The sequence below is a fragment of the Halomonas sp. DP5N14-9 genome (genome assembly GCF_019802175.1).
In the GTDB taxonomy this organism is placed as follows: Bacteria; Pseudomonadota; Gammaproteobacteria; order Pseudomonadales; family Halomonadaceae; genus Halomonas; species Halomonas litopenaei.
The window spans coordinates 231555-249189 of sequence record NZ_JAHVHR010000002.1 but is presented as its reverse complement, the minus strand read 5'-3'; the positions used below and the strand labels follow the sequence as shown (position 1 = coordinate 249189).

Genomic DNA, 17635 nt, shown 5'->3' with positions numbered 1-17635 from the left:
CGCTCCTTCACCACTGAGGCCGGCCGATGAGTGACTGGAAGTCCGAGGAAGAACGTAATCTGGGCTTTCCGCCACTGCTGCTGGTGGTGCTGACCTTCGGGGCTCTGATGGCCCTGCATACCCTGTTCGCCTCCTCCTCGTCCTCGTTGTTCCTGTTCGATCTTCTGACTTTCAGCCGTTCGGGCGCGGTGGCGTCGTTGCTGGCGACGCTCGGTATTCTGGCGCTGGTTATCGGCTGTGATCGTGTCAGGCGGCTGGCCTCGCTGGCACTGCTGGCGTTCAGCCTGGGGCAAGCAGTGTGGCTGCTTGATCAAGTCAATCGTCAGGTGAGCCTCGAGGCGTTGCCGGCAATGTCGTTGCTGCTGATGCTGCTGTTCGCCTTCTGTCTGTGGCACGGTCGAGGCGTCGGGCGCAGGCGCTACGCGGCCCTGGGAATCGTGTGCATGGTGGCTGGTACGCTGGGTTTTTCGATCCTGTGGACGACGGAGGATGCCCCTCGCTGGCGCCTTTTGCTGTTCGAGTCTCGACCGCTTGGCACCGTCATGGTGTTTACCTACGGCGTCATCTTCTGGCTGGTCGCCCGCCAGCGCAGCTTGAGCTTGCGACGACTGGCACCCAGGGTGATCAAGGTCGGGCTCATCGGCACCAGTCTCAGCGTGCTGGTGGGCTTTGGGGGCTACCACCTCTATTCGCTCGATCTGAAACAGGATCTGAGCACGCAGCTGGATGCCTTGAGTGAGCGCATCGCCAATTGGGAAGAACGCTACCGCCTGGGCTGGAGCGAATGGAGCCTGCCACTGACGCAGGCAGGAGGGTCGCCGGAACCCACCGGTCCTGCGGCCCGGGAAGAGGTGCTTGCCTACGTCTGGTGGCAGGACAGGGGCGCATTGCGCTGGAACCCCGCTGACGGTGATGGGGCGACGTCTCGACTCGAAGAAATGCTGGCGTTGCACGAGGTTCTAAGTTGGCTCGAACAGCGCCAGAACGAGGCCATGCGCTGGTGGATTCAGGACGAAGGCGAGGCGCTGCTGGAGGTCAACAGCTTCGGTGCTGCGGGCCCCCGGCTGGTCGTACTGGTCGACACGATGCCGTGGCTTGAGCATATGAGTGAAGGACTGACGGCGAACCTGTCGCTGTTGGGGCTCCGCCCAGCAGAGGCGTTGGACCATGCTGCCCGCGAGGTCTGGGTCGAGCGCGGCAGGCTGGCCGGCGTGATGCGAGACGATATTGCCCTGGCTGGCGGCACGCTGCTGCGGGTTCAGGCATCGAAGCCGCTGTCGCTCAAGTGGGTGCTATTGCCGGCGCTGTTGCTGGCGTTGGGCCTTTTTGTCACCTATCAACTGATGACCTGGATTGCGCTGGCGCGATTGCGTAGAGAGCAGGCGATTTCGCTGGCGACGCGTGAACAGGAGTTTCATTCCCTGTTTGGACTTAACCCCGTGCCGATGCTGCAGGTGCGACGTTCGGGCCTGATCGGTGCGCTCAACGACTCTGCCGCGGAAGCTCTGGGTGACAGGGCAGGGGAGGCTATCGCTCGACCCTTCACCGAGGTGGCCAGTCGACTGCTGGGATGCGGTGATGCGCCCGATGAATTGATGAAGCACTTCGACAATGTCATGACCGGGCGACAGCGGTCCGTGGTGTTCGAGTGCTCGATCGCGGATTCTACCTTCAGGATACGCCTGCAGCAGGTCCGGGTGGGGGCGGCCTGTGTGGGCCTTTTCGCCAGTTTCGCCGACATCAGTCTGCGTCAGCAGGAGCAAGCCAGGCTGTCGATCATGGAGCACTGTCTCAGGGAGAGCAGCAATGGGGTCGTGATCTTCGACGCCCAGTCCAGGGGCTGCCCCGTGATGTATGCCAACGCTGCTCTGTGCCGCATGCTGGATGCTTCGGCATCTTCGGTGACCGGACTGCTGGCGAGTGAGCTTGCCAGGACCATGTGTCTGGACCCGGTGACCGAAGCCGAGATCTGTCACTGGATGAAGACCCAGCAGCCGGGCTCGGTCACTGCGCTGGCCAGCCAGGGAGGAGGAGGCGGTCGCTGGTACGACCTGACGCTCTCGCCGGTGCATGCGCTCCGCGAAGGGGTAAGTCACTACATCGGCATCGTCGATGACGTCAGTCAGCGCAAGGTTCAGGAAGAGATGCTGGCCCACCAGGCCACCCACGACGCCCTGACGGGTCTGCCCAATCGCACCCTGCTGGCCGACCGACTGGAGCACGACGTAGCCCTGGCGACACGTCATCGGCAGGGGCTGGCGGTGCTGTTCATCGATCTGGATGCGTTCAAGCCGATCAACGATAGCCTGGGGCATGAGGTCGGAGATCGCGTGCTGATACAGGTCGCCAAACGCCTGAGCCGAGGGCAGCGACGCTCGGATACCCTGGCGCGTCTGGGCGGGGACGAATTCGTGCTGGTGCTGGTGGATATCGGTGGCAAGGACAAGGCCATCGCGGTGGCCGAGCGTCTGCTGAACCAGTTGCGTGAACCCTGCCGCGTCGACGGCTTCCAGCTGCAGATATCCGCGAGTATCGGGATCGCCTTGCTGGACACCGGGACCACTCTGTCGCCACAACGGCTGATCCAGCAGGCCGATCTGGCCATGTACCAGGCCAAGCAACGCGGGCGAAACCAGTATCAGTTGTTCACACGCACCCTCGACGGTGTCCCCGGACGTCATGTGACCCTGCGCAACGCGCTGCGTATTGCCATGGAGCAGCAGCGTCTGCAGTTGTTTTATCAGCCCCAGGTGGATGGCGAGGGCAGGATCACCGGTCTGGAGGCACTGATACGCTGGTCCCATCCCGAATTCGGCTGGGTACCGCCGTCGGAGTTCATTCCACTGGCCGAAGAAACCGGCCAGATCATCGATCTGGGTCGCTGGGTAATGCGCAGGGCCTGCTACGACGCCAAGCGCCTGTGGCGAAGCGGACTCAAGCCGGGGCGGGTGGCGGTGAACCTGTCACCGCTGGAATTTCATCGCATGGATTTTCTATCGAGCGTGTGCCAGACGCTGGATCAGACCCACCTGCATGCCGAGTGTCTAGAGCTGGAAATCACCGAAGGCATGTTGCTGGATGACCAGGAACGCGTGGCACGTACACTGAGGGCCCTGGCGGCCCGCGGGGTCACCACGGCGATCGATGACTTCGGAAAGGGATACTCGAGCTTCGATTACCTCAAGTCCCTACCGATCGACAAGATCAAGATCGATCGTGGCTTTGTCGCCCAGTGCCTGGACAGCGAGCCCGACCTGGCGGTCTGTCGCAGCGTGATCACCCTGGCCCAGGAGTTGGGCCTCGAGGCGCTGGCAGAAGGGGTCGAGACACCGCATCAATGTGCCGCCCTGAAGGACCTGGGGTGCACCACCTTCCAGGGCTATCTGTTCTCTCGACCGGTGCCTTTCCGGGAGCTTGCCGGCCTGCTGCGTCGCCCCCATCTGGCGCCGCAGCAGGAGGTCCCGATGGATCGGCAGGACTTGATTGGGGCGGAAGCGCGCCGACGCTGAGCGCCCGCCGAGTCCTGAAATCCGCCCTGGTGTCGTCTTGAAGACGACACCAGGGCTGGCTTCGGGGCAAGCGATGACGGCAGGCTGTGTCAGCGGGCTATGTCAGCAGGCTGTGTCAGCGGGCTGTGTCAGCAGGTCGGACACCAGGCCGTGACAGAGAGACACCCAGGGGGCTGCAATGTCGACGAGTGCAGGGGCTTTTCCGCCAGCGCCTAGCCGCTGGCCAGGCTCAACGCCGGGCTGCTGCCCAGGTTGGCTGCCAAGGTGGTGCGGTACCAGTCGATAAAGTCGATCACCCCGTATTCGTAGGTGGGGGAGTAGGGGCCGGGACGATAGGCCAGGGAGTTGATGCCTCGCTGGTTCTCTTCGGCAAGCCTTCGGTCCTGGGCGTTGGTGGCGTCCCATACCCGGCTCAGGTTCTCGACGTCGTAGTCGACACCCTCCACCGCATCCTTGTGGACCAGCCATTTGGTGGTGACCTGGGTGCGCTGGGGACCCAGCGGCAGCACCCGGAACACCGCGGCGTGGTCGCCGACAAAGTGATTCCAGCTATTGGGCAGATGCAGGATGCGCAGGGAGCCCATGTCCTCGATGCCCTGATGGGTCAGCGGCCGGCGACAGGCGGCCCTGCCGTCCATGGTCATGGACACGGTGCCCTCGACCAGCGGGGTGCGGGTCAGACGATTGCGCTTGCCTCCCGCCCAGCTCATCCTCCAGGGGATGCCGAGGCCGTCCCACTCCTTCTGCTTGCGTGCCACCAGACTGCGGTATTCCGGCGTGGCACGGGGGTCCTCGGTGTCGTCAAACTCGTAGAGCGACTTGATCAGCTCCGGGTGAGAGCCGTTGCAGTGGTAGCACTCGCGGTTGTTCTCGAGCACCAGCTTCCAGTTGGCCTGCTCCTCGATGGTGGTGGTCACGGCCACCTTGAGGTTGGCCATGTCGTAGAAGCTCAGGTAGCTGTCGAAGATGGCCTTGAGGTCGCTCACGTCCGGCGGATTCTCGGCGAGGCTGACGAACAGGTAGCCGCCGGCCTCGGTCAGCGCGACCGGGGCGAGTCCGTAGTCCTCGAGTCGAAAGTCCTCGCCCATCTCGGTGCCGGCGAACAGCAGGCGTCCGTCCAGCTCGTAGGTCCACTGATGGTAGGGGCACACCAGCTTGGCCAGCTTGCCCTTTTCGGTGGAGCACAGGCGAGATCCGCGATGGCGGCAGGTGTTGTGGAAGGCGTGAATGGCGTCGCCATCGCCGCGCACGATGACCACCGGATTATGGCCGATGTCGAGGGTGATGAAGTTGCCCTTGGCGGGAATCTCGCAGCTCATGCCGGCGAAGATCCACTCGCGCTCGAAGATGGTCTGCATGTCGAGCTGGAACAGTCGTTCATCGTTGTAGAACGGCTGCGGCAACGAGAAGCCGAAGGGGTGATGTGACATCGTCTCCAGGGCGAAACGACGGGCGTCCCCCAGGGGATCCTCCAGATTGAGATGGGCGATGGGCTCCATGGTGCACTCCTCGTGATGCGATAGATGCGGTGTCGATGGGCGCGGTGGCCCATGGCAAGGGGCGCCGCTATGGATCAGGGGAAAGCATTAGCGGCGCTATTGGCTGGCGTGCGTCGCGGTTGTCATGCTGCGCAGTCTGGGGCAAGGGGGATGACCCTGGGTATCTGGCGGCGACACTAGATGATGCCGTTGCGACCTCTTTGTCGCTGCAGCGAGCGTGGCCGGAGGATTCGAGTATGCTGATGTCGCGATCAGACAAGTGGCGCGCGAGGCGCGAGGGGCAGAATGCGCTCAATGACCAGGCCTCGAACGAGGTTCGGGGCCTGGATGAACCGCCGACTGTCTGCGAGCGAAACCGCCATGGTGACGAATTTTCTCAATCCGGTGACCACCCAGACCTGGGCCAATGGCCGCCACGTCGTGCGCTGCGTCAAGGTCATCCAGGAGACCTGGGACGTCCGAACCTTCTGCTTCATGGCCGAGCAGCCGGTGATGTTCTTCTTCAAGCCGGGGCAGTTCGTCACTCTGGAGCTCGAGATCGACGGTGAGTGCGTCTTTCGCTCCTATACCATCGCCAGTTCACCCTCCATCCCCTACAGCTTCTCGATCACCGTCAAGCGGGTGCCGGGGGGGCGCGTCTCCAACTGGCTGCATGACCAGATGGACGTGGGCCACGAGCTGGCGGTGCACGGCCCGGTGGGGGACTTCAACTGCATCGACCACACCGCCGACAAGGTGCTGATGCTCTCCGGCGGTGTCGGCATCACGCCGCTGATGTCGATGACCCGCTGGTTCTTCGATACCAATGCGGCGGTGGACCTGGCCTTTATCCACTGCGCCAGGACCCCCAGGGACATCATCTTTCACCGTGAGCTTGAGCATATCTTCTCGCGCATTCCCGAGTTCCGGCTAAATATCGTGTGTGAGCGGGACAACGAGCTGAACCAGGCCTGGTCGGGTTTCCGCGGCTTCCTGTCGGAGCCCATGCTGGAGCTGATGGCGCCTGATTTTCTTGATCGAGAGGTCTTCTGCTGCGGGCCCACGCCCTTCATGTCGGCGGTCAGGCGTCTGTTGACCCAGCGTGGCTTCGACATGAGTCGCTACCACGAGGAATCCTTCGGTGCCACGCCGGTCGACGTCCAGGAAGACGTCCACGAGCTGGCGGAGCAGGCCGAGGCGGAGGCCGAGGAGCTCGTTGCGGCCGACATGCACTGTGTCGAATTCGCCTCGGCGGGCAAGAGCGTACGCATCCAGCCGGGCGAGACCGTGCACGCCGCGGCCTCAAAGCTCGGACTGCATATTCCCAAGGCCTGCGGCATGGGCATCTGCGGCACCTGCCGGGTGCCACTGGTCGCCGGCGAGGTGGACATGGAACACAACGGTGGTATCACCGACGAGGACGTGGCCGAGGGCTTCATCCTGTCCTGCTGCAGTCGGCCCAGGGGTAACGTCACGGTGGACTGGTAGCGGCGGTGGCTCCCGGCGGAGGAGGGTCGTGGGCCACCCAGCGCGGCAGTGGTGTAACCGTCCGGTGCAGGTGACTCCGTATGGCGTTGATAAATAGGAGGGCCGTGAGAAATTCGGTTAGGCTGGAGTCTGATTTTTGCTGGTATTCGGACGCCATGCCATCCTCGCCCCTGCACCCGCTCCATCCATCACGGCCATCGCCGGCACCAGCGTCAGCACAGCAAGGGCACGCCGATGTCTCTGGCGGCGAGCCGCTCACGCCGGCGCTGTCGGTGGGCTTTGTGTTGCTGTCGCGCTTTACCCTGCTGCCCTTTGCTGCCTTCGTCGACTGCCTGCGGCTGGCGTCCGACGAGGGCGACCGCAGTCGTCAGCTACGTTGCCGCTGGCGCTTTCTGTCAGAGGATGGCGCCGAGGTTGCGTCAAGCTGTGGTGCGGTGATCTCGCCCTGCGAGCCGATAGGGGGGCGTCATGGGCAGCCTTTCTGTGATCCCCGCCAGTTCGACTACCTGGTGGTCATCGGCGGGGTGCTGGGGGATGGCGAGGAACCTGGTAGCCCTGAACGAACGAGCCATGAACGACGGGCTCTCGAGCGAAACCGCCCCGAGCGAGATGGCGGCACCCTCGACTATCTGCGCCATGCGGCAGAGTTGGGCGTGCCGCTGGTGGGGGTGTGCACCGGGGTCTACTCGCTGATCCAGGCCGGTGTGATGGAGGGGCGGCGCTGCTGCGTCAGCTGGTACCACCACCTGGATCTGACCCGGCGTTTTCCCGCCGTCAGCGCGGTGGCCGACCGCCTCTATGTCGACGATGGCGACCGCTTGACCTGTGCCGGTGGCGCTGCGGCGGCGGACCTGGCCGCCTATCTGGTGGAGCGCCACCTGGGACGCGCCTGGGCACGCAAGAGCCTGCACATCATGCTGCTGGACGGCCACCGAAGCGGCGACCACTCCCAGCCCCAGCCGGTGGTCTTCGATCGCATCGAGGATCGCATCGTGCGTCGTGCCGTGGCGATTCTCGAGCAGCATCTGGGCGAGCCGCTGTCGGTGGATGAGCTGGCGACGCGCGCCGGCGCCTCGCGTCGGGGGCTCGAGCGCAAGTTTCGCCAGGCCTTCGGTGTCGGCCCGCAGAAGTTCGCCCGTGACCTGCGCCTGCGCTACGGCCTGTGGCTTCTGTACTTCACCGACCATAGCGTCACCGAGATCGGCGAGCGCTGTGGTTTCGCCGACACCGCCCACTTTTCCCGCCACTTCCGCAGCGCCTTCGGACAGTCACCCTCGCGCCTGCGGCGCGATCCCGTCGGTCGCGAGGAGGCCGGCGTCGATCCCTTCTTCCTGCATGTCGGTGCACGTCTGGGGCATCGCTGAGCGCCCCCGCTGGCGCAATTGCCCCGGATAGTTCTCCTGACAACGTCATCCGAGCGCTCTTCCACGGCGCTCGGCTCATGCCTGCGTCCAACAAAGCTGTCGCATTTGTTCAAGTTCTGAAGGAGCCGCTCGGCTTCAATGACCTTATCCCGACGGGCACCTGCGCTCGTCTGAGCCGTGCTCAGCCAGTCTGGGCCCGTCTGGGCCTATCTGGGCCCATCTGGGCCCATCTGGGCCGGTCTGGGCCGGTCTGGGCCGGTCCGGGCAGCGTCGATGTCCCTGACGGCGACGCCGATGTCGTTTCCAGAATATCGGCGCCGGGATAGCGGCTTACCTTGGAGGCGGGGGACTGCCCGTCTTCGTCAGCCATCACAACGACAATATCGACCAGGCGAAAGCGGCCGCGAAGAGGCGCTTCGCCATTATCGGAGATACCCCATGCCAAGCGCTCATCTGTCCAGCTCGTCACTGTCCCGGTTCGATCCGCAGATCGCCGAGGCCATCGCCGACGAGGTCGTTCGCCAGCAGGATCATGTGGAGCTGATCGCCTCCGAGAACTACGCAAGTCCCGCGGTGATGGAGGCCCAGGGCACCCAACTGACCAACAAGTACGCCGAGGGCTATCCCGGCAAGCGCTACTATGGCGGCTGCGAGCACGTCGACGTGGTCGAGCGTCTGGCCATCGAGCGGGCCTGCGCGCTGTTCAGCGCCGACTACGCCAACGTGCAGCCCCACAGCGGCGCCCAGGCCAATGCCGCCGCCTTCATGGCGCTGGTGTCCCCCGGCGATACCGTGCTCGGCATGAGCCTGGCTCACGGCGGCCACCTGACCCATGGCGCGGCACCGAACTTCTCCGGCAAGCACTACCACGCGGTGCAGTATGGTCTGGACGAGGCCACCGGCCAGATCGACTACGCCGAGGTCGAGCGTCTGGCCAGGGAGCATCGCCCCAAGTTGATCGTCGCCGGCTTCTCGGCCTACTCCCAGGTGGTCGACTGGCGCCGCTTTCGCGCCATCGCCGACAGCGTCGGCGCCTGGCTGCTGGTGGACATGGCCCACGTCGCCGGTCTGGTGGCGGCCGGGCTCTATCCAAGCCCGCTGCCCCACGCCCACGTGGTCACCACCACCACCCACAAGACCCTGCGCGGGCCGCGCGGTGGCCTGATCCTGTCCGCCAGCGGTGACGAGGCGCTGTACAAGAAGCTCAACGGCGCGGTCTTCCCCGGCCAGCAGGGCGGCCCCCTGATGCATGTCATCGCGGCCAAGGCGGTGGCCTTCCGCGAGGCCATGAACCAGGACTTCGTGCGCTACCAGGAGCGGGTCATCGTCAATGCCAAGGCCATGGCCGGGACCTTTCTCGAGCGCGGCTACGACGTGGTCTCCGGCGGCACCGAAGACCATCTGTTTCTGGTCTCGCTGATTCGCCAGGGGATCACCGGCAAGGACGCCGACGCAGCCCTGGGTCGCTCGCACATCACCGTCAACAAGAACGCGGTACCGGGAGACCCGCAGAGCCCCTTCGTCACCTCGGGCCTGCGCATCGGGACCCCGGCGGTGACCACCCGCGGCTTCGATGCCGAAGAGTGCGAGCGGCTTGCCGGCTGGATCTGCGATGTGCTGGACGTGCTGGCCCGTGGCGAGGACACCGCCGCCATCGAGGCCGACGTACGCCAGCGGGTCGGCGAGCTATGCGCGCGCCACCCGGTCTATCCGACCCCTCGGCAAGCCGCTGCCGTGCCGGCCTGATGACCCCCCGGCGGTCGTGACGCACCAGCGACCGCCCAGGCACTTTTCAGACACGCTCTAGCCCAGAGTTTTGAGGGACACCCTATGCAACGCTACTCCGGATTCGCGCTGGCCCGCCACGCCCTGAGTCACCACGAGAACTGGCAGCGCCAGTGGCGCAACCCGACCCCCAAGGCCGCCTACGACGTGATCATCGTCGGTGGTGGCGGCCACGGCCTGGCCACCGCCTACTACCTGGCCAAGGAATTTGGCGTGCGCAATGTCGCGGTGATCGAGAAGGGCTGGCTGGGCGGCGGCAACACCGCCCGCAACACCACCATCGTGCGTTCCAACTATCTGTGGGATGAGGCTGCCGCGCTCTATGAGCACTCGATGAAGCTGTGGGAAGGGCTGTCCCGGGATCTCAACTACAACGTGATGTTCTCCCAGCGTGGCGTGCTCAATCTTGGCCATACCCTGCAGGACATGCGCGACATCCAGCGCAGGGTCAACGCCAACCGGCTCAACGGCATCGACGGTGAGGTGCTCGACGCCAGGGGCGTGCAGGAGATCGTGCCTATCCTCGACTGCTCGAAGAACGCGCGCTACCCGGTGATGGGGGCCTCCTGGCAGCCCCGCGCCGGGGTCGCCCGCCACGACGCCGTGGCCTGGGGCTACGCCCGTGGTGCCGATGCACTCGGCGTCGACATTCTGCAGCAGACCGAGGTGACCGGGTTCAAGATCCGCGACGGCCGCATCCTTGGGGTGCACACCAATCGCGGCGATATCGAGGCTCGCACCGTGGGCTGCGTGACCGCCGGCAACTCCGGGGTGATGGCCTCGCTGGCCGGGCTGCGCCTGCCGCTGGAGAGCCACCCGCTGCAGGCGCTGGTGTCTGAGCCGCTCAAGCCGGTGCTCGATACCGTGGTGATGTCCAACCACGTGCACGGCTATATCAGCCAGTCCGACAAGGGCGACCTGGTCATCGGCGCGGGCATCGACGGCTACAACGGCTACGGCCAGCGTGGCAGCTACGCCACCGTCGAGCACACCCTGCAGGCCATCGTCGAGATGTTCCCGATCTTCTCGCGGGTGCGCATGAACCGGCAGTGGGGCGGCATCGTCGATACCTGCCCGGACGCCTGTCCGATCCTGTCGAAGACCCGGATCGAGGGGCTCTACTTCAACTGCGGCTGGGGCACCGGTGGCTTCAAGGCGACCCCCGGTTCCGGGCATGTGTTCGCGGCGAGCCTGGCCAAGGGCGAGATGCATCCGCTGGCTGCCCCCTTCTCGATCGACCGCTTCCACAGCGGCGCGCTGATCGACGAACACGGCGCCGCCGGTGTCGCCCACTGATTCAGGAGGTTTCCATGTTCCATATCCATTGTCCCTACTGCGACGAGTGGCGCGAGGAAGAGGAGTTTCATCCCAGGGGTCAGGCGCACATCGCACGCCCCGAGGATCCGGCCGGCTGTTCCGACGAGCAGTGGGGCGACTACCTGTTCTTCCGCGATAACCCCCGCGGCATCCACCACGAGCTGTGGGTCCACGCGGTGGGCTGTCGCAAGTTCTTCAACGTGACGCGCCACACCCAGAGCTACGAAATCCTCGAGACCTATCGCATCGGCGAGCGACCGCGCTTTACCCGGGATAACCCCGACGGGGTGGTGGCGTCCGCGCCTGAGTCCCTTGACGACAGCGATATCGCCACCGCCGCCCAGGAGGTTCGCGCATGAGCCAGCCCAATCGCCTCGACACAGGGGGACTGATCGACCGCAGCACACCCCTGCGCTTTACCTTCAATGGCAAGGAGTACACCGGCTTTCACGGGGACACTCTGGCCTCGGCGCTGCTGGCCAACGGGGTGGACGTGGTCAATCGCAGCTTCAAGTACTCGCGTCCCCGCGGCGTCGTCGCCGCCGGTGCCGAGGAGCCCAATGCGGTGGTCCAGCTCGGCCAGGCCGAAGCCGAGCAGGTGCCCAATGTGCGCGCCACCCAGCAGGCCCTGTTCGAGGGGCTGACGGCACGTTCCACCAACGGCTGGCCCAACGTCCAGCGCGACCTGATGGGGACCATCGGCAAGCTTGGCGGCAAGCTGATGCCCCCCGGCTTCTACTACAAGACCTTCATGGCGCCGGCCTCGCTGTGGATGACCTACGAGCGCTATATCCGCAAGAGCGCGGGGCTGGGGCGCAGCCCGCTGGAGCACGACCCGGATATCTACGACCACATCAATCGCCACTGCGAGGTGCTGGTGATCGGGGCAGGGCCTGCGGGACTGGCTGCCGCCCTGGCCGCCTCGCGCAGCGGCGCCCGGGTGATCCTGTGCGACGAGCAGGAGCTCTTTGGCGGCTCGCTGCTGGACGGGCAGGACTTGCTGGACGATCGTCCGGCGTTGCAGTGGGTCGAGGAGGTGCTCGAGGAGCTTGCCGCCAACCCCGAGGTGACGCTGCTGCCGCGTACCACCGCCAACGGCTACCACGACCACAACTTCGTCACCCTGCACGAGCGGCGCAGCGAGCACCTGGCCCACTGCGCGCCTCGAGTGGAGGGACGGCGTCAGTCGCGCTCGCGCCTGCATCGGGTGCGCGCCGCGCGCGTCGTGCTGGCCACTGGGGCCCATGAGCGTCCGCTGGTCTACGCCGGCAATGACGTGCCGGGCAATCTGCTGTGCTCGGCGGTGTCCACCTACATCCGCCGTTACGGTGTGGTGCCGGGCAAGCGGCTGGTGGTCTCCACCGGCAACGACGACGGCTACCGTGCCGCGCTCGACTGGCTGGATGCCGGGCGTGAGGTGGTGGCGGTGGCCGACGCCCGCCCCGCACCCGACGGTGAACTGGTCGAGATCGCCCGGGCTCGCGGTATTCGCATCCTGCCGGGCTCTGCCGTGGTCGAGGCCAGGGGCGAGCAGCGGGTCACCTCAGCGCGGGTCGCCGCCATCGATATCGACGCCTTTCGCGTTACCGGCGCCAGCGAGACGCTCGACTGCGACACGCTGGCCAGTTCCGGTGGATTCAGTCCGGTGATTCACCTGGCCTCCCATACCGGAACGCGGCCGAGCTGGCGCGACGACCTGATCGCCTTCGTGCCCAACCTGCCCAGGGGCATGTTGGCGGCCGGTGCAGCCGGCGGCACCTTTGGCCTGGCCGAGGTGCTGGCGGAAGGTCGCGACGCCGGCCTCGAGGCGGCAAGCCAGGCCGGCTTCGAGGGTGCCGAGCTTAAACTGCCGGCGGTAGCGTCGCGGCGCGACGGTGCGGCGGTGGCGCTGTTCCAGGTGCCCCACGAAAAGCCGACCCTGCGGGCGCCCAAGCAGTTCGTCGACCTGCAGAACGACGTCACCGCCGCCGGGATCGAGCTTGCCACCCGGGAAGGCTTCGAGTCCATCGAGCACGTCAAGCGCTACACCGCCATGGGCTTCGGTACCGATCAGGGCAAGCTTGGCAATATCAACGGCATGGCCATCGCCGCGCGCTGCCTGGGGCGTTCGATTCCCGAGGTCGGCACCACCGTGTTCCGGCCCAACTATACCCCGGTCACCTTCGGAGCCATCGTCGGTCGCCACTGCGGTGCGTTGTTCGATCCCGAGCGCTACAGCGCGCTGCACCAGTGGCACGTCGGGCAGGGCGCCGAGTTCGAGGACGTGGGCCAGTGGAAGCGGCCCTGGTACTTCCCCAGGACCGTCAACGGCAAGCGCGAGACCCTGCACGAGGCGGTGATGCGCGAGTGCCGCGCGGTGCGCGAAGGCGTCGGCATCCTCGACGCTTCGACCCTGGGCAAGATCGATATCCAGGGGCCGGACGCCCGCGAGTTTCTCGGCCGCATCTACACCAACAAGTGGGCCAAGCTGGGCGTGGGTAAGGTGCGCTACGGCTTGATGTGCAAGGACGACGGCATGGTCATGGATGACGGCACCACCAGTTGTCTGGCCGAGGATCACTTCCTGATGACCACCACCACCGGTGGCGCCGCGGGAGTGCTCGAGTGGCTGGAGCTGTGGCACCAGACCGAGTGGCCGGAGCTCGACGTGAGCTTTACCTCGGTCACCGACCACTGGGCCACCATGACCGTCACCGGCCCCAGGGCGCGGGAGCTGATGAGCGAGCTCGCCGAGGGCATCGATCTGGATCGCGAGGCGTTTCGCTTCATGGACTGGCGTGAGGGCAAGGTGGCCGGGGTGCCGGCACGGGTGTTCCGGATCTCCTTCACCGGCGAGCTGGCCTACGAGATCAACGTCCAGGCACACGCTGCCATGCACGTGTGGAAGGCGCTGTTCACCCACGGCGAGAAGTACGACCTGACGCCCTACGGTACCGAGACCATGCACGTGCTGCGTGCCGAGAAGGGCTTCATCATCGCAGGTCAGGACACCGACGGTTCGGTGACCCCGGAGGATCTGGGCATGCAGTGGGCGGTAGGCTACGACAAGCCGTTCTCCTGGGTGGGCCAGCGGGCGCTGACCCGCAGCGACACCGCGCGCCAGGACCGCAAGCAGCTGGTGGGGCTGAAGCCCCGGGATCCGTCGGTGGTGCTGGAGGAGGGCGCCCAGATCGTGCTCGACCCTGACCATCCGATTCCCATGCCGATGGTCGGCCACGTGACCTCGAGCTACTACAGCCCGACGCTGGAAACCGGCTTCGCCCTGGCGGTGGTCAAGGGTGGCCACCAGCGGATGGGCGAGACCGTCTACCTACCCTGTGTCGACGGCACGGTCCACGAGGCCGAAATCGTTTCCACCATCTTCCTCGACCCCAAGGGGGAGCGCCAGAATGTCTAGGCATGTACCAGCTTCCCGCCTCTTGAGCGGCAAGGTCCACGAGGCCGACATCGTCTCCACCCCCTTTTTTCTCGACCCCAAGGGAGAGCGCCAGAATGTCTGAAGCTATAGAACGTGCCCGTACCTTTGATGCCTTCCCGGACGAAGGCATCCCCCTGGAGTCGCCGCTGGCCTGGTCGTTTCAGCATGTCGGCTGCCCAGCGCCCGGCACTGACTCGCGGGTGGTGATGCGCGAACGCCTGCACGACCATCTGATCCTGCGCGGTGGCGCCATCGTGCTCGACGAGGCGGTGCGCGCGGTGCTGGGGGTGTCGTTGCCGGCGCGTCCGCTGGAACTCAGTCAGGGAGATAGGGCTTCGCTGCAGTGGCTAAGTCCCGACGAGTGGCTTGCCGTACTGCCCCAGGGTGACGCCTTTCGCGTGGAGACGGCGCTGCGCAGCGCCCTGGGCGACGCCAGCGTGGCCTTCTCCGACGTCAGCGCCGGTCAGACGGTGATCGAGCTGACCGGTGATGACCAGGCCATGCGCGAGCTGTTGATGAAGTCGGTGGTCTACGACGTCCACCCGCGCCACTTTGCGGTGGGCAAGGGGGTGACCACGGTGCTGGCCAAGACCAGCGTCATCCTGCGTCGCCCCGACGAGCGACGCTGGGAGCTGGTGGTGCGGCGCAGTTTCGCCGACTACGTTTATCGTTGGTTGCTCGATGCCGGTGAGGAGTTCGCCATCGGCGTGGAGTGTGACGTCACCGCCGGGGAGACGACATGACGATCAGCGTGAGCGCCGTGCGCACGACCCACTGGATCCTGACCGCCCAGTGCCCCAGTCGTCTTGGCACCGTGGACGTGGTCACCCGCTTTCTGCGCGAGCAGGGTTGCTACATCACCGAGCAGCAGTCCTTTGACGACAGCAGCTCCTGTCGTTTCTTCATCCGCACCGAGTTTCGCCCTCCCGAGGAGGGCGAGCTCGATGCAGGCGATTTCGAGGCGGCCTTTGCCGAGCGGGCAGCGCCGTTCTCCATGGCATTCGAGCTGACCTCACCAGAGCGCCTCACACCGGTGGTGATCATGGTTTCTAAGGCCGATCACTGCCTCAATGACCTGCTCTATCGCTATCGTACCGGCCAGCTTCCCGTTGCCATCAAGGCGGTGGTGTCCAACCACCCCGATCTGGCGCCGCTGGCCGAGTGGCACGGGCTGCCCTACCACCATCTGCCGATCAGCGCCGACACCAAGGCCGAGCAGGAGGCCGAGGTGTGGCGGATCGTCGAGGACAGTGGCGCAGAGCTGGTGATCCTGGCGCGCTACATGCAGGTGCTGTCGAGCGAGATGAGCGAACGCCTGGCCGGTCGAGCGATCAATATCCATCACTCGCTGCTGCCTGGCTTCAAGGGCGCCAAGCCCTACCACCAGGCCTTCGAGAAGGGCGTCAAGCTGGTCGGGGCGACCGCCCACTACATCAACGATGACCTGGACGAAGGCCCGATCATTACCCAGGGGGTGGAGCCGGTCACCCACGCCGATACCGCCGAGGACCTGGTGGCCCGGGGGCGTGATATCGAGTGCATCACCCTGGCCCGGGCCGTCACCCTGCACCTGCAGCGTCGGGTGTTTCTCAACGGCTCGCGCACGGTGGTGTTCCAGCGCTGATGTCAGGGACAGACAGGCGGCGACGACGAGGCGCTGAACTCCATCTTGCTGAACCAGGCGGTGGCGTCGCCTCCGGCGTTGTCGCCATCGCTCATCAGCGCCAGGCCATCGACGCCGTCGGGGCTCGCGCCGAACAGTCGACGGTAGTCGGCGGCCACGTCGCGCACCTCGCCGACCCACTGGCCAGCCTTGGCACCTCCGCTTTGCAGCGCCAGCAGGACGGCGCGATCGGTAAAGGCGTTGGGCCAGCTGGTGTCTGCCGGCTGATTCGATGACCACACGTAGTTGACCGACTCCACCTGCCAGGGCAGAAGGCCGGTGCGTCTGGCCACGTAGACCCGGGCGGGATAGTCGTCGCCACTCTCTGTGCGTTCGTCGACCCCGGAATAGACCCCGGATACCTGCCAGCACCAGCGCAGGTAAGGCGTCTCGCCGAGGTCGATGTCGCGCTCCAGATAGCGGGCCGAGGCCTGCCCCCGGGAGCGCGCTTCGAGCACGCTGACGCCATCGCGCTCGACCAGTCGGTAGGCCGTTTCGCCGGCGAAGGATTTGGTTGGCCAGTCGAGCATGGCGCGCGGGCTGAAGGTCTGGGCCTGGGCCTGGGCGCAGGTGGCAAACAGGACCGCAGCCGAGACGAGGGCGTGGGTCAGGGGACGCGGCGGTGGGGCAGCGAGGTGGCGAAGGGGAAGAATCCGGGCCATGCAGGCTCCTGTTATCGGCAATCGGCAATCGGCAATCGGCAAAGCGGCTGAAACGACGCGAACGATATGAACGATATGAACCATCAGGTGCAAATCGTGTGGGCGACCATCGCCTGTACGCAAATCGTTTAGCTACATTGCGCGCACTATGCCCAGTCGCGTCGGCTATTGGTGCTGGGTCGTCGCCCCGGCGTTGAACCTTACACAGCGTCAACCCGGATTGTGAGAGATTTCCCCTTGTGGTGGTCGGGGACCGGCGACCATGCTGTAGGCACATTGACCTGGAAAGGAAGCTCCATCATGAAGCAGTGCTATCGCAAGATGTTCACCCTGTGCCTGGGCAGCGTGCTGGCGGGATCGATGGCGACCATGGTCTGGGCGCAGGGCGAGGTCGAGGTGAGCGACGGCGGTATCGCCAGCCTGACGTCGACCGATAGCCTGGAGGCGGTGGAATCTCGCTTCAAGGAGGGGCTGGAAAAACGGGGAATGGGACTGATGGCAAGCGTGGACCACCAGGCCAACGCCGCCGGGGTGGAGCTGGAATTGCCAGCGACACGCACCTACATCTTCGGCAAGCCCGAGGTGGGCACTCGACTGATGCAGTGCGAGGGCAGTGTCGCGCTGGACCTTCCCCAGAAGATGCTGGTTCGCCAGCAGGATGATCACCTGGTGATCGAGTGGAACGACCCTCATTACCTGGTGGAGCGCCACGGCCTGCAGGACTGCGAGCTGCCCGTGGACAAGATCGCCGAGGCCCTGACCGGGCTGGCGCGGGAGGCAGCGGGCCAGCAGTGATGGCCTGGTCTTGCCCAGGCATCTCCCGAGCCTTGCTCACCGGGTCCGGCTCGGGACCTCTTTACCGGGGATCTGGCACGCAATCGCTTGAGGCTGACTCAGGTGGGGGGTAACTGGCGCCCCGTCGGCGGGCTGCCTTGGTGGCCCGCCAGGGGG

General features: G+C 65.6%; 12 protein-coding genes. 10 read left to right on the top strand and 2 right to left on the bottom strand.

Going from position 1 to position 17635, the window contains the following annotated elements; all coding sequences use genetic code 11:
* Positions 1-26 precede the first annotated feature (26 nt).
* Positions 27-3509, top strand: coding sequence for a putative bifunctional diguanylate cyclase/phosphodiesterase (locus KUW00_RS02685; RefSeq protein ID WP_222568181.1), 3483 nt, complete (start codon positions 27-29; stop codon positions 3507-3509).
* A 212-nt stretch (positions 3510-3721) separates the two neighbouring features.
* Here KUW00_RS02685 and KUW00_RS02680 read toward each other — a convergent pair whose 3' ends face one another.
* Entirely contained in the window at positions 3722-5008 is a 1287-nt protein-coding gene (locus KUW00_RS02680; RefSeq protein WP_222515599.1) for an aromatic ring-hydroxylating oxygenase subunit alpha, read from the bottom strand.
* Positions 5009-5368: 360 nt separating this feature from the next.
* Here KUW00_RS02680 and KUW00_RS02675 point away from each other — a divergent pair, with 360 nt between their 5' ends.
* The 8 genes from KUW00_RS02675 (at position 5369) to purU (ending at position 15983) form a co-directional block, all read left to right on the top strand.
* Positions 5369-6475, top strand: coding sequence for a hybrid-cluster NAD(P)-dependent oxidoreductase (locus tag KUW00_RS02675; protein WP_124802720.1), 1107 nt, complete (start codon positions 5369-5371; stop codon positions 6473-6475).
* 155 nt (positions 6476-6630) lie between these two features.
* Complete coding sequence (locus KUW00_RS02670; RefSeq protein ID WP_222568180.1) at positions 6631-7839, top strand: GlxA family transcriptional regulator; 1209 nt, start codon at positions 6631-6633, stop codon at positions 7837-7839.
* 438 nt (positions 7840-8277) lie between these two features.
* Complete coding sequence (glyA, locus tag KUW00_RS02665; protein ID WP_222515598.1) at positions 8278-9585, top strand: serine hydroxymethyltransferase; 1308 nt, start codon at positions 8278-8280, stop codon at positions 9583-9585.
* Between the two features lie 84 nt (positions 9586-9669).
* A complete protein-coding gene (locus KUW00_RS02660) occupies positions 9670-10920 on the top strand; it encodes a sarcosine oxidase subunit beta family protein (protein ID WP_108448117.1) in 1251 nt (416 codons plus the stop codon).
* Between the two features lie 14 nt (positions 10921-10934).
* On the top strand, positions 10935-11300 hold the full coding sequence (locus KUW00_RS02655; RefSeq protein WP_108131358.1) for a sarcosine oxidase subunit delta: 366 nt from the start codon (positions 10935-10937) through the stop codon (positions 11298-11300).
* The gene (locus KUW00_RS02650) at positions 11297-14338 is read left to right on the top strand and encodes a sarcosine oxidase subunit alpha family protein (protein ID WP_222568179.1); all 3042 of its coding nucleotides are present in this window, start codon (positions 11297-11299) and stop codon (positions 14336-14338) included. Before KUW00_RS02655 ends, KUW00_RS02650 begins: the two co-directional genes overlap by 4 nt.
* Positions 14339-14433: 95 nt before the next feature.
* On the top strand, positions 14434-15102 hold the full coding sequence (locus tag KUW00_RS02645) for a sarcosine oxidase subunit gamma (protein WP_222568178.1): 669 nt from the start codon (positions 14434-14436) through the stop codon (positions 15100-15102).
* Positions 15099-15983, top strand: a complete 885-nt coding sequence (purU, locus tag KUW00_RS02640; RefSeq protein ID WP_222568177.1) for a formyltetrahydrofolate deformylase — start codon at positions 15099-15101, stop codon at positions 15981-15983. Before KUW00_RS02645 ends, purU begins: the two co-directional genes overlap by 4 nt.
* 2 nt (positions 15984-15985) lie before the next feature.
* Here the strand turns inward: purU and KUW00_RS02635 are convergent, their stop codons facing one another.
* Positions 15986-16684, bottom strand: coding sequence for a DUF3047 domain-containing protein (locus tag KUW00_RS02635; protein WP_222568176.1), 699 nt, complete (start codon positions 16682-16684; stop codon positions 15986-15988).
* 300 nt (positions 16685-16984) lie between these two features.
* Between KUW00_RS02635 and KUW00_RS02630 the strand changes: the two genes are divergently transcribed.
* Positions 16985-17479: a DUF302 domain-containing protein gene (locus tag KUW00_RS02630; RefSeq protein ID WP_249742754.1), complete on the top strand. Its 495-nt coding sequence runs from the start codon at positions 16985-16987 to the stop codon at positions 17477-17479.
* The last annotated feature ends 156 nt before the right edge of the window (positions 17480-17635 follow it).